Source organism: Pseudoroseomonas ludipueritiae, assembly GCF_014490445.1.
Lineage (GTDB): Bacteria > Pseudomonadota > Alphaproteobacteria > Acetobacterales > Acetobacteraceae > Pseudoroseomonas > Pseudoroseomonas ludipueritiae.
This window is the reverse complement of sequence record NZ_JACTUZ010000002.1, coordinates 83,538-96,357: the sequence shown is the minus strand read 5'-3', so window position 1 is coordinate 96,357 and position 12,820 is coordinate 83,538. Positions and strand designations below refer to the sequence as shown.

The 12,820-nt window shown below is 68.1% G+C and carries 11 protein-coding genes; 8 read left to right on the top strand and 3 right to left on the bottom strand.

The features are described 5' to 3' along the window. Positions 1-166: 166 nt before the first annotated feature. The gene (locus tag IBL25_RS01585) at positions 167-1,381 is read left to right on the top strand and encodes an MFS transporter (RefSeq protein ID WP_187776799.1); all 1,215 of its coding nucleotides are present in this window, start codon (positions 167-169) and stop codon (positions 1,379-1,381) included. 145 nt (positions 1,382-1,526) lie between these two features. Here IBL25_RS01585 and IBL25_RS01580 read toward each other — a convergent pair whose 3' ends face one another. Both IBL25_RS01580 and IBL25_RS01575 read right to left on the bottom strand, forming a co-directional pair. Further along, a complete protein-coding gene (locus IBL25_RS01580; protein ID WP_187776798.1) occupies positions 1,527-2,273 on the bottom strand; it encodes an SDR family NAD(P)-dependent oxidoreductase in 747 nt (248 codons plus the stop codon). A gap of 387 nt (positions 2,274-2,660) precedes the next feature. Beyond that, positions 2,661-3,374: a GntR family transcriptional regulator gene (locus tag IBL25_RS01575; protein ID WP_187776797.1), complete on the bottom strand. Its 714-nt coding sequence runs from the start codon at positions 3,372-3,374 to the stop codon at positions 2,661-2,663. A gap of 249 nt (positions 3,375-3,623) precedes the next feature. Between IBL25_RS01575 and IBL25_RS01570 the strand changes: the two genes are divergently transcribed. From IBL25_RS01570 to leuB, 4 genes are all read left to right on the top strand, one after another. After that, a complete protein-coding gene (locus IBL25_RS01570) occupies positions 3,624-4,133 on the top strand; it encodes a tripartite tricarboxylate transporter TctB family protein (protein ID WP_187776796.1) in 510 nt (169 codons plus the stop codon). Positions 4,134-4,136: 3 nt separating this feature from the next. Beyond that, entirely contained in the window at positions 4,137-5,642 is a 1,506-nt protein-coding gene (locus tag IBL25_RS01565) for a tripartite tricarboxylate transporter permease (protein WP_187776795.1), read from the top strand. Between the two features lie 140 nt (positions 5,643-5,782). After that, positions 5,783-6,709: a tripartite tricarboxylate transporter substrate binding protein gene (locus tag IBL25_RS01560; protein WP_187776794.1), complete on the top strand. Its 927-nt coding sequence runs from the start codon at positions 5,783-5,785 to the stop codon at positions 6,707-6,709. Next, positions 6,706-7,779 (top strand): 3-isopropylmalate dehydrogenase, encoded by a 1,074-nt coding sequence (gene leuB / locus IBL25_RS01555; RefSeq protein ID WP_187776793.1) that lies wholly within the window; start codon positions 6,706-6,708, stop codon positions 7,777-7,779. Before IBL25_RS01560 ends, leuB begins: the two co-directional genes overlap by 4 nt. A gap of 69 nt (positions 7,780-7,848) precedes the next feature. On the opposite strand, the gene IBL25_RS01550 is transcribed toward leuB, so the two are convergent. Continuing rightward, complete coding sequence (locus tag IBL25_RS01550; RefSeq protein WP_187776792.1) at positions 7,849-8,772, bottom strand: LysR family transcriptional regulator; 924 nt, start codon at positions 8,770-8,772, stop codon at positions 7,849-7,851. Between the two features lie 160 nt (positions 8,773-8,932). On the opposite strand from IBL25_RS01550, the gene IBL25_RS01545 reads away from it, so the two are divergent. The 3 genes from IBL25_RS01545 to IBL25_RS01535 all read left to right on the top strand — a co-directional run bounded on the left by IBL25_RS01545 (position 8,933) and on the right by IBL25_RS01535 (position 12,483). Beyond that, positions 8,933-10,513 carry an ABC transporter substrate-binding protein gene (locus IBL25_RS01545; protein WP_187776791.1) on the top strand — a complete coding sequence of 527 codons (1,581 nt, stop codon included), beginning with the start codon at positions 8,933-8,935 and terminating at the stop codon, positions 10,511-10,513. 92 nt (positions 10,514-10,605) lie between these two features. Continuing rightward, positions 10,606-12,063, top strand: coding sequence for a M81 family metallopeptidase (locus IBL25_RS01540; RefSeq protein WP_187776790.1), 1,458 nt, complete (start codon positions 10,606-10,608; stop codon positions 12,061-12,063). A gap of 204 nt (positions 12,064-12,267) precedes the next feature. Further along, positions 12,268-12,483: a hypothetical protein gene (locus tag IBL25_RS01535; protein WP_187776789.1), complete on the top strand. Its 216-nt coding sequence runs from the start codon at positions 12,268-12,270 to the stop codon at positions 12,481-12,483. Positions 12,484-12,820: the final 337 nt, after the last annotated feature.

Below are 12,820 nucleotides of genomic sequence, written 5' to 3'. Positions count from 1 at the left end.
GCATGAAGATCCTCGGAACAAGAGCCAGAAGCGGCGGCCTGAAAGGCTTGCCTTCCGCAGCCTTGCCACGCCTCGCCGGGACGGTCCGGACCATTGCGGCGCCTGCATCGCCGGGCCGCGGAATTCCAGCCGGGAAGCTGCGGAGCCAGCGAAGCGTGATAACCGCATGACAGGCGAGCAGTTGCTGGATTCACGAACCGCCTGGATCCGCCTTTGCGCCATCGTCGCGCTCTCGACGCTGGGCGGGGCCGGCATGTGGTCCGTGGTCGTGGCGCTCCCCGATGTGCAGGCGGAGTTCGGCGCGACGCGCGGCGCGGCATCCTTGCCTTATACGCTGACCATGCTCGGCTTCGGGGCGGGCGGAATCCTGATGGGGCGGCTCACGGACCGGTTCGGCGCCATGAAGCCACTCCTGGGCGCTACGGTGGCCCTGTCCAGCGGCTATGTCCTCGCCGGGCTGGCGCCGAGCCTGACCTTCTATGCCCTGGCGCAGGGCGTGCTGATCGGCATGTTCGGCGCCTCCGCCGCCTTCGCGCCATTGATGGCCGATGCCTCCCTCTGGTTCCGCCGGCGGCGCGGCATCGCGGTGGCGCTCGCGGCCTCCGGCAATTACCTGGCGGGGGTCGTCTGGCCGCCTTTGCTGACCTGGCTGGTCGGGGCCTATGGGTGGCGCATGGCCCATGTGGCGGTCGGCCTCATCTGCCTGTCGACGATGCTGCCTCTTGCCCTGATGTTGCGCGCCCGGGCACCGGGATCGCAGGATGGCAGCTTCGCGAGGGGCGAGGGGCAGGCCAGGCCGCTCGGCTTATCGCGCAACGGGCTGACGGCGGTACTCTCCTGCGCCGGTGTCGCCTGCTGCGTCGCCATGGCCATGCCGCAGGTCCATATCGTCGCCTATTGCGGCGATCTCGGTTACGGCGTGGCGCGGGGGGCGGAGATGCTTTCCGTGATGCTGGCCTGCGGCATCGTCTCCCGGCTGGGGTCGGGCCTGCTGGCCGACCGGATCGGCGGGCTCCGCACGCTGATGCTGGGATCAGTGCTGCAGGGGGTGGCGCTGTCGTTGTTCCTGTTCTTTGACGGACTTGGCTCGCTCTTCATGCTGTCGGCGCTGTTCGGACTGTTCCAGGGCGGCATCGTGCCCTCCTACGCGGTGATTGTGCGGGAGAATTTTCCGGCTTCCGAGGTGGGCATGCGGGTAGGCATCGTGCTGATGTCCACCCTGGTCGGCATGGCGTTGGGCGGCTGGCTTTCCGGCGTCATCTTCGATCTGACGGGCAGCTATGCCGCCGCGTTCCTGAACGGCGTCGCCTGGAACGCGGTCAATGTGCTGATCGTGGCCACGCTGTTGCTGCGCGGCCGGGCGCGCCTTGCAACGGCATAGGCGCGCGGGGAAAGCCCGGCTCCGGCAGGGAGAAGGGAAAGAAGGGAGGCATGGCGCCTCCCTTTTTCTTTTCCGTCTGGCGCAGGAGAAACCTGCCGGTGATGGAGCAGGCCGGATGAGCCGCCAGACCCGAAGGCGCCCTGGTTCAGTAGGTCGCGCGACCGCCCGAGACGTCGAAGACCGCGCCAGTGCTGAAGGAGGCTTCCTCGCTCGCCAGCCAGCAGATCAGCGCCGCGACTTCGTCGATCGTGCCAAAGCGGCCCAGCGGAATCTTGGACAGCATGAAGTCAATATGCTGTTGCGTCATCTGCTCGAAGATGGCGGTGCGCACCGCGGCGGGCGTCACGCAGTTGACGCGGATCTCCGTGCCTGCCAGCTCCTTGCCCAGCGACTTGGTGAGCCCGATCACCCCCGCCTTGGAAGCACTATAGGCCGAAGCATTGGGATTGCCTTCCTTGCCGGCAATGGAAGCGACATTGACGATCCGGCCATAGCCGCCGCGCTGCATCACCGGAACGGCGGCACGGTTGCAGTAGAACAAGCCATTGAGGTTGACATCCATCACGCGCCGCCAGGCTTCGACCGGATAGTCGCTGACGGTGGTATTGGGACCGGTGATGCCGGCACTGCATACCAGGATATCCAGCCCGCCCATCGCGGCGGCGCTGCTGGCCATCGCGGCATCAACGGCTTCCGGGTCCGCGACATCGACCTGGCAGGTCTCCTTCGCGCCCATCTCGGCTGCGGCGGCCGTCAGGGCGGCCTTATCCATGTCCCAGAGGCACACGGTGGCGCCCTCGGCGGCGAGGCGCGCCGCGACCGCGCGGCCGATGCCCGCGCCTCCGCCAGTGACAACGGCCCTGCGGCCCGCGAAGCGGTTCGAGGCGGACATCCTCAGGCCAATCCCATCCAGCCGCAGCATGCGGGGACAGCTTGCCCGGGCCTCCTCGACTGGACCTGATCTTGGGCCATGATTGATCTCCTCCTTGGGCAGCGCCACGCGCGCCAATCCCGTTCACCGGGATTCCGTTTCCTCGCGGCAAGCATGGCTGAGCCCCGAAAGGGGGTCAACACAGGCGGGAAGCCGGAGCCCCCCTGTTCTGGCGTGCCCCCCGCTGGGGCCATCCGCCGGCGGCGGAGCATCGCATCGCTTGGCTGCTGCAGGTGCCCGATGAAGTCGCCCGGGCCGGCGCCTGATGCTTTGGCCGGCAACTGAGCAAGGAGGCCAAGGCGCGGCATCCGATGACCGTCAGGGGCAGAAGCCGGCCGGCGGGTCGCATCAGCCGCCGCGGCCGGAGCGCCCCGACCAAGGAGCCTCGGCCTCGGGCGTGGCGAGCAGGCGGTCCAGCACGGCGCCAAGGTGCTGGCGCATGGCCCGCTCCGCCGCCTCAGGATCGGCGGCCAGTATGGCATCCACGATGCGGGCATGCTCGGCGGCGGATTCCCGCCAATAGGCGGCGTGTTCGGGGCCGCGCAACTCCGCCCCCCAGAGCTGCGTGATCAGCTCCAGCAGCTGCGGATTCCCCGCTCCTTCGGCGATGGCCCGGTGAAGGCGGAAATTGGCGGCCCTGGGCGCTTCTGCCTCGGCCTTGCCGTCCGGAAGCTCCAGGGCCGCGCGGAAGCGCTCGCGCTGGTCCGTTCCCGTCATGCGGGAGGCGGTCAGCGACGCCGCCAGGCCTTCCAGCGACTGGCGGATGCGGAAGCGGTCGATGATGTCCTGGCGCGACAGGCGCCGCACCAGCGCGCCACGGTTCGGCACAAGCTCCACCACGCCCTCGGCGGCCAGACGGCGCATCGCTTCGCGCCAGGGGCCCCGGCTGATGCCGAATTCCTGTGTCATATCGGCTTCGATCAGGCGCTGGCCAAGCGCCAGGCGGCCTGACAGCAAAGCCTCGCGGATGCGTTCCACAACATAGTCGACCGTGCCTCCACGCCGCCGGCCGGCGGGGCGGGGCTTCTCGGCCAGATCAGGAGGGTGGCTCTGAGACGGCATGAGGGCGCAGCTTCCATCGCTTGACCAACAAGATTGTAGGACAATAATGTCGGAAAAACACCCTCCCCGCTGCGGCGGCGGCGGGAAAGCGCCCTGGCCGCTCGGGAGGCGGCCTCCGCTGCTTCCGCAGCGGGCTCCAGGAAGGAAGCGTCGCCTTGCACCGACACATTGCCCCATCACGGCACCTGCCGACGGACTCGGGCCCGATGGCCGCATTGATGTGGAACGGGCCTGTGGCGGAGGCGCGCCATGCCGGGACCTGAGGCGGCGAAGGCCGGGCCAGGACTGCTGCTATTCCGGCTGGTGGCGCTGGGCTTCGGCCTGCTGGGCGGCTGGGTGATCCTCACCGCGCTGGGTCTGGTGTATTACACGCCGGTCGGGCCGGGGCCGGGCTTCTTCCCGTTCTGGCTGGGTGCGCTGCTGGTGCTGCTCTGCGCCGCCATTTTCGGCGGGAGCTTCCTGCCCGGGACGGTGCCGGATTTCCCGGCGGATCTGCTGCCGCGTGGCGCGGCGCTGGCGCAGATGCTGGTCACCTTCGCCTGCATCGCCGCCTTTGCCCTGCTGGTGGAGCGGCTGGGCTTCGTGATCGTGATGTTCGCGGTCATGATGGTGCTGCTGCTGGCGAACCGCGTGCCGTTTGTCACCGCCCTGCTGGTGGCACTGGGGAGCAGCCTGGGCATCGGTTACGCCTTCGTGGAGTGGCTGGGGGTTTTCCTGCCCGCCGCGCCCTGGGGCCTGCTCGGCGCGGTGGGGCTCTAGGCCATGGGCAGCTTCCACGACTTCCTGATCGGCTTCACCATCGCGCTGACGCCGGAGAACCTGCTCTATGCCTTCATCGGCTGCCTGGTGGGCACGCTGGTGGGGGTGCTGCCAGGGATCGGCTCGGCGGGCGGGATGATCATCCTGCTGCCCCTGACCTATCAGCTCGACCCCACCGGCGCGATCATCATGCTCGCGGCCATCTTCTACGGGTCGTATTACGGGGGCACGATCTCCACCGTGCTGATGGCGGTGCCGGGGGAGGTGGCCTCGGTGGTCACCATGCTGGACGGCACGGAAATGGCCCGGCGCGGGCGGGCTGGCGTGGCGCTGAGCATCGCGGCGATCGGGTCCTGCATCGGCGGCACCGCCTCGGTGCTGGCGCTGGTGCTGATCGCGCCCTTTCTCACCGATGTGGCGCTGAAATTCGGGCCGCCGGAATTCTTCGCCCTGCTGGTCATCGGGCTGGCGACGCTGGCCTTGCTGGCGGGGGCCTCCATGCTGCGCGCGCTGGCCATGGCGGTCTTCGGGCTGCTGCTGGGCACGGTGGGGACGGACCCCACCATGGGCACGCCGCGCTTCGACCTGGGCTTCACCAACCTGCTGGGCGGGCTGGATTTCGTGCCGGTGGTCATGGGGCTGTTCGGGCTGTCGGAGATCCTGCTGTCCTACGGGCAACCGCCGCCGGTGGTGAACGCGAAGTCGATGAATTCACTCTATCCGACACGACAGGACCTGCGGGATTCGGCAGGGCCGGTGGGGCGCGGAACGGTGCTCGGCTTCTTGCTGGGGCTGGTGCCGGGGACGACGCAGGCGCTGGCCTCCTTCATTTCCTACGGGGTGGAGAAGGCCTTCGCGCGGCGGCCGGAGACCTTTGGCAAAGGCGCGATCCAGGGTGTGGCGGGGCCGGAGACGGCCAATAACGCGCATGCCAATGCGGCGCTGATCCCGCTGTTCACGCTGGGAATTCCGGGCTCGCCCAGCGTGGCGATCCTGCTGGGCGCCTTTATCATGAACGGGCTGGCGCCAGGGCCGCTGCTGTTCAGCGAAAGGCCGCAGGTCGTGTGGCCGATCATCGCCAGCATGATCATCGGCAACGTCATGCTGCTGGTGCTGAACGTGCCGCTGGTGGGGTGGTGGGTGCGGATCCTGCGGATTCCAGTCGGCATCCTGAACCCGCTGATCGTGCTGTTCATCTGCCTTGGCACCTACCTGGTGAACAACAGCGTCTTCGACGTGTGGGTGATGCTGCTCTTCGGCTTGCTGGGCGTGGTGCTGCGCAAGCTGGAATTCCCGCTGGCGCCGGTTGCCCTGACCCTGATCATCGGGCCGCTGATGGAGGGCGCGCTGCGCCAGTCGCTGAGCATCTCGCGCGGCAGCCTGGACATCCTGGTGCGCAGCCCGCTGGCCTGCGCGCTGCTGGTCTGCGCCGCAGTAGTGCTGACCGTGCCGCTGTGGAGCCGGCGGGCCAGGGCGCGGGGGCAACTGGGCAAGGATGCGACGGACTAGGCTCCGGCGCCGGATGGCTATGTGGAAACGCGGGGCTCCGCCACGGCGGGCCGGGAAAGGGAGAAAACACCATGTCTGGACATGCGGGATGTGATCGCCGGGCCGTTCTGTGGGCCGGAGCCTTCGGCGCGCTGGGTTTGATGGGGGCGACGCCGGCGCTGGCCCAGGCCAATGCGCATTTCGCGCGCGGCAGGCGGTTCCAGATCATTGTCGCGGGCTCCGCGGGCAGCGGGGTGGATATCACCGCGCGCTTCCTGGCCTCCGCGCTGGAGAAGGAGTTCCCCGGAACCTCCTTCCAGGTCGTGAACCGGCCGGGCGCCGGCATCCAGGTCGGGCTGCAGGCTTTGGCCGATGCGCCCAAGGACGGCTATACCTTCGGGCTGATCTCGCTGCCCACCGCCATCACCGTCGTGCTGGACACGGCGCGCCGGGCGGGCTTCACGCGCGACAGCTTCCTGGCCGTGGCCAATTTCTCCTATGACGCGGGCGCGATCGCGGTGCGGGCGGACAGCCCATACAAGTCGCTGACCGACCTGATCGAGGCGGCAAAGGCCAAGCCCAGGGAGCGGACCGTGGGCGTGGTGGGGCCGCGCGGGCGCGAGCATCTGGACGTGATCGCCATGGAGCAGGGCTCCGGCGCTTCCTTCACGCCGGTGTTCCACAATGACTCCAGCCTGGCGCTGAACACGCTGCTGGGCGGCAATATCGATGCTGTGCAGGGCAGCGTGGGCGACTTTGTCACGCAGGTGCGCGCCGGGCGGGCCCGGGTGCTGGCGGTGTTCGACAACCAGGAGAGCGTCTTCGCCCCGGGCGTGGCGACGGCCGAATCCCAGGGCTTCAAGATTTATACCGGAACCTCGCGTGGCTTCGCCTTCCCGGCGGGCGTGGACCCCGCGGTGGCCGCGACGCTCAGCGCCGCGATCGGCAGGGTGGCCAATGCGCCGGAGCAGAAGGCGAAGCTGCAGGAGATGAGCATCGAGCTCCGCTACATGGACCAGAACCAGTATGGCGCCTACTGGACCAACGAGACGCAGCGCGTGGCCGAGCTGATGGCGAAGATCCCGTGAAGATCGCCGTCCTGGCGGGCGATGGCATCGGCCGCGAGATCATTCCCCAGGCGCTGAAGGCGCTGCGGGCGGTGGAACCCCGCCCCGGCGCCTTCGAGTTCCGCGAAGCGCCCGTGGGCGGCGCTGGGCTGGATGCGGCGGGCGATGCCCTGCCGCCCGCCACGCTGGAACTGGCGCAATGGGCCGATGCGGTGCTGTTCGGGGCGGTTGGGGACCCACGCTACGATTCCCTGCCGCCGGGGCAGATGCCGGGCTCCGCGATCCGGCGGCTGCGCAAGGGCCTGAACTTCTATGCCAATCTGCGGCCGGTCAAACTCTATCCGGAGCTGCGCGACGCTTCCACGCTGAAGCCGGAGGTGATCGACGGGCTGGACCTGCTGATCGTGCGCGAGCTGTCGGGCGACGTGTATTACGGCACGCCGCGCGGGCCGGTGGAGAATGCGCGCGGCGAGCGGGAAGTCGTGAACACGATGCGCTACAGCGCCTCCGAGATCGAGCGCATCGGGCATGTGGCATTCCAGGCGGCGCGGGGGCGCGGCCGCAGGGTGTGCTCGGTGGACAAGGCCAATGTGCTGGAGGTGATGAAGCTCTGGCGCGAGGTGATGACCGAGGTCGGCCAGCAGTATCCGGACGTGCAGTTGACGCATCTCTACGTGGATGCGGCGGCGATGAACCTGATGCGCGACCCCCGGCAGTTCGACGTCATCGTGACCAGCAACCTCTTCGGCGACATCCTGTCGGACCAGGCCTCCATGCTGACCGGGTCGATCGGGCTGCTGCCCTCGGCCTCCTTTGGGCAGGAGCGGGGGGCGCTGTACGAGCCGATCCATGGCTCGGCGCCGGATATCGCCGGGCAGGACCGTGCCAATCCCATCGCCGCCATCCTGTCGGCGGCGATGATGCTGCGCCACAGCTTCCGGATGGCGGCGGAGGCGGAGCGGATCGAGGCGGCGGTCGGCAGGGTTCTGGCGAGCGGCATCGTCACCGCCGATCTGGGCGCAGTGGGCGGGCGCGTGGTCGGCACGGAAGCCTTCGGGGATGCCGTCGCCGCGGTGCTGCGGGCGGGCTGAGGAGGGCCCCGCCAAGCAGGCCGGCGGGACCCGGCAAGCCGCTGCGCGGCTCTTCGCCGCGAGCTTGCGTCAATGGGCCGGCACGAGGCTGGCCGCGTTCCTCCGCAAGTGGTGCGCCACGAGCTTCAGCAGGCGCTCCACGGCCGGCATCAGCCGGATGCCGTCCTGGGTGAAGAGGTGCACCTCGGACTTCTCGAAGAGGTCTTCCTTCAGCCGGGCGCAGCCGAGGATGCCGCTGGCGCATTCGCGCTGGACGCTGCTGCGGGCCAGGAAGGTGACGCCGCTGCCGGACAGCAGATAGCTCCGCAGCGCCGAAAGGGAGTTGGTCTCGAAGCTGGGCTCGATCTTGATGCCCTCCAGGTATTCGGCGCTTTGCACAAGCTTCCGCAGTCCGAAGCCGGGCAGCAGCAGCCCGACGGGATGGGCGATCACATCCCGGAGCGTCAGGCTGCGGGGCAGCCGGAGCAGGGGATGCCCGGCGGCCGCCACCAGCCCGACCGGCACCGGCCGGCGTGCCCAGAGCTTCAGCTTGGATGCGGGAGACGGATTATAGGCGAGGCCGATATCCAGCTGCCCCTCTGACAGGCCGGAGATGATCGCATCGACCGAAAGGGCTTCCACCTGCACGCGGACACCGGGATGGGCGGCCAGGAAGGCATGCACCGGGTGGGACACGAAATCGTTGAGGTAGCCCTCGCCCACCCCCATGCGGACCACTCCCGCCTGCAGGCCGCGGATCGCCCCGAGCCGGGTGGTGAGGGAGGCGGCGCTTTGCTGGCGTTCCTCGAAATAGTCCCTGATGGCCAAGGCGGCGGGGGTGGGGAACAGGGAGCGCCCGCGCCGTTCGAACAAAGGCAGGCCGACCTCGGCCGCCGCCTTGGCCAGGTAGCGGCTGATCACGGCGGGATCGACCTTCATGACCTCCGCCGCCGCCCGCACGCCGCCGCATCTGACCACGCAATGCACCGCCTCGGCGCGCCGCTCATCCAGCATCTCTGGCTACCGTCCGTTGACCATTCGGCAACAAACTAGGCTCGCCCTGCTGTTGATTCCACCGGCGGCGGGTCCTTAGCATGCCTGCAATCGCCGCAAGCGAAGAATGCACCGCCACGCCAGGCTGCCGGGTTTCACACCACTGATGAGCAGGTAGAGAATGCAACGTCGGTCTTTTCTCGCGGTCGCCGCGGGTTCGGTTGCCAGTCTGTCCCGCCCTTCCCTGGCGCAAGGGCAACAGAACACACTCCGCTTCGTGCCCCAGAGCGATCTGACGGTCATCGATCCGGTCTTCACCACGGCCTATGTCACGCGCAACCACGCCCTGATGATCTGGGACCAGCTTTATGGCCTGGACAGCGAGCTGCGCCCGCAGCCGCAGATGGTGCAAGGCCACAGCGTCGAGGAGGATGGCAGGCTCTGGACCTTCACGCTGCGGCCGGGCCTGAAGTTCCATGACGGCGAGCCCGTGCGGGGCCGGGACTGCGTCGCCTCGATCCGCCGCTGGGCCGAGCGCAATGCCGAGGGCGGCACGCTGATGTCCCGCGTCGCGGAGATCACCGCGCCCGCGGACAACCGCTTCGTCATCCGCCTCCACAAGCCTTATCCGGGCATCCTGAGCGCGCTCGCGCGCCTCGGCCCCCCGGCGCTGGTGATCATGCCGGAGCGGCTGGCCAGGACACCCTCCAACGAGCAGCTCAAGGAGCTGGTCGGCTCGGGCCCCTTCCGCTGGAAGGCGGATGAGCGGATCGTGGGCGCCCGGGTGGTCTATGAGCGGAACCGGGATTACGTGCCGCGCGCGGAGGGCACGCCGAGCTGGGCAGCCGGCCCCAAGGTCGCGCATGTGGACCGGGTCGAGTGGACGGTGATGCCGGACCCCGGCACCGCCCTGAGCGCGCTGCAGAATGGCGAGGTCGACTGGTGGGAGAACCCGCCGAACGACCTCCTGCCGCTGCTGGAAAGGTCCAGCCGCCTGAAGACGCGGCGCAGCAGCCCGCTCGGCATCGTCGGCACGGGTATCTTCAACCACCTCCACCCGCCCTTCAACAATCCCGAGATCCGGCGGGTGGTGCTGGAGGCCTTCTCGCAGGAGGATTGCATGGCGGCCGCGGCCGGGGAGCCCAGCATGTGGCGCGCCGGCGTCGGCGTCTTTCCGCCGGAAACCCCGATGGCCAATGATGCGGGGCTGGCGGCGATCACCGGGCCGCGCGACCTGGCGGCCTCCGCCAAGGCGCTGCAGGCCGCGGGCTACAAGGGCGAGCGGGTTGTCCTGATGGCCGCCAGCGACAACCCTGTGCTGGCCGCGCTGGGCGAGGTGGCCAATGACGTGCTGCGGCGCCTTGGGATGAATGTCGACTACGTGGTCTCGGACTGGGGCACCCTGGTGCAGCGCCGCTCCAGCAAGGCCGCGCCCGAGGCAGGCGGCTGGAACATGTTCCACACCACCTGGTACGGGCTGGACCTGGTCAATCCCGGTGTCAGCCAGATGCTGCGGGCCGCCGGGGGGCAGACCTATTTCGGCTGGCCCGACATCCCGGAGCTGGAGGCGCTGCGGAACGCCTGGATCGATGCCTCCGAGCCGGCGGAGCAGCTGCGGCTCGCGCGCGAGATCCAGGCCATGGCGCTGAAGCAGGCCGCCTATATCCCCACGGGGCAGTATTTCAACAAGACCGCCTATTCGGCGAAGCTGGCCGATGTGCCGGATGGCATCCACGCCTTCTGGGGCGCCCGCTTCACCTGACCGGCCGGGCGCCCCGCCTTGGGCGCCCTTTCTTCCCATTCTTCTGGCTTTCCAGGCACGGTGCCGCAGCGGCGGCACCGGAGGGAGTTCTCATGCGCATTGCCATCGCCCAGGTCTCGCACGAGACCAATACCTTCTCCAGCGAGCTGACCGACCAGGCCGCCTTCAGCATCCGCTCCTGGATCGAGGGCGAGGAGATCCTCCGCCGTCACCGCGGAGTGCGGGACTACATCGGCGGCATGATCGACGAGGCCGGGGCGCTGGGCGGCATAGAGCTTCTGCCGACCTTCGCAGCCATCACCAGCCCTTCCGGCTATATCCGCGCCGAAACCTGGGCCGAGATCAAGCGCAGGGTGCTGGAGGGCCTGAAGGCCGTCATGCCCTTCGACGCCATCTGCCTGGAACTGCACGGCGCCGGCGTCGCCGAGAGCACGGGCGACATCGAGGGCGACCTGTTGCGCGACCTCCGGCTGGAATTCGGCACCGCCATGCCGATCGCCGCGACACTCGACCTGCATGGCAACATCACCGAGCGGATGATCGACAATGCCGACATGCTCTTCGGCGTGAAGGAATATCCGCATATCGACATGTATGACCGGGGGCGGGACGCCATCCGCAACCTGGACCGGATGATGCGCGGCGCGTTGAAGCCCCGCATGGCCTTGACGCGGCTGCCGATGGTCATCCCGACCACCACCACCTTCCATGGGCCGCTGAAGGCGGTGAATGCCCGCTGCGCCCAATGGGAAGCGAAGCCCGGCATGGTCCACTGCGCCGCCTATCACGGCTTCCCTTATGCCGACTCACCCGCCACCTGTGTCTCGGTCATCGCCATCGCCGATGGGGACGAGAGCCTGGCGCGGCAGGCCACGCGCGACGTCGCCGATTTCATCTGGAACCAGCGGGAGGTCTTCACGATCTCCCTGCCGGGTGCCGCCGATGGTCTCGAGGTGGCGCTGGCCTGCCCGGAGGCGCCGGTTGTCGTCAACGAGACATCCGACAATCCAGGCGCCGGTGCCCCAGGTGACGGCACCTGGCTACTGGCCGAGATGCTGCGCCGGAACGCGCCCGGCACCTGCTTCGCCCATCTGGCGGATGCCGAGGCCGTTGCCGCCGCCCACCAGGCCGGCGAGGGCGCGCGGATCAGGGTCCGGCTCGGCGGCAAGATGGACGCGCTGCATGGCGAGCCGCTGGATGTCGAGGCCGAGGTGGTGATGAACACGCGCTGCCGCTTCATCGCCACCACGCCAATGGGGAAGGGCGGCGAGAAGGATTACGGGCTTTCCACGCGGCTGCGCATCGGCCAGGTCGACGTGATCGTCACGGAACTGAAGTCGCAGTTGCTGGACGACGAGATGCTCAAGCTGCATGGCATGCCGATGGAGCGGTACAAGGTGATCGGCATCAAGTCGAGCCAGCATTTCCGGGCATTCTTTGAAACCGCCGCCGCCCGTATTGTGACGGTCGACACGCCTGGAATCTCGACCTTCAATTTCCAGAACTTCGCCTTCCAGTCCTCCGTGAAGTATCTTTACCCGATCGCCTGAAGGTGCATTCGCCGGCCCGAACTGCATCATGCATTCCGCGGTCCTGATTGCACCCGAATCCTGCTGCCTGCGCATGACAGGAACTTCATGAAGCAATGGCAAAGGAGATAAGCGAAGCGGACCCCGACAAATTTTTCTGCACGGCTCTGGAATAGACCCTTGGGGCGCTCCGTAGATCCCGGACAAAGCGAGGATCGTCCCCTGATGAATGCCATAGCCGCGCCCTTCGTGCTGCCGTTCCGCCTGATGGCTCGCTATCCCTGGCCCTGCATCATCGCGTCAGCCCTTATCGCGGTTGCCTGCTACTTCCTGAACTACGGAAGCGGTCTGGCCTTCTTTGTGTGCATGGGCTGCGGCATCTTGATCTGGTATGACGAAGCAAACCGGCCTGCTGCTGCGGACCAGCCCGAAACCGCCTGATCCTGCATTCCGCCAGCGGCGTTGCCCAGCCAGCACAAGCACGAAGCTGGCATGCCAATGAACCGGCGCATGCTTCCGGGAGGTAGTCCTCTGCTGCCTCCCGGTATCAATACCATTGCAGCGCAGTGGTGAGGCCGGTGCGGATACTCAGATGCCGCGCTGTATTGTCGGAAGGTGAGGTTGCCACCGCCTCATCACGCTGCGGCCATGGCTGAAACTCCCTGGATGAACCGTCTGGGGCGCGGCCAGCCGCCCCGGCCACCCGGCCTGCTGTTGAAGATTCCCTTCGCCATTCTGGCGTTGCAGCGCCTGGGTCAAGCTGACACATAATGCAGGG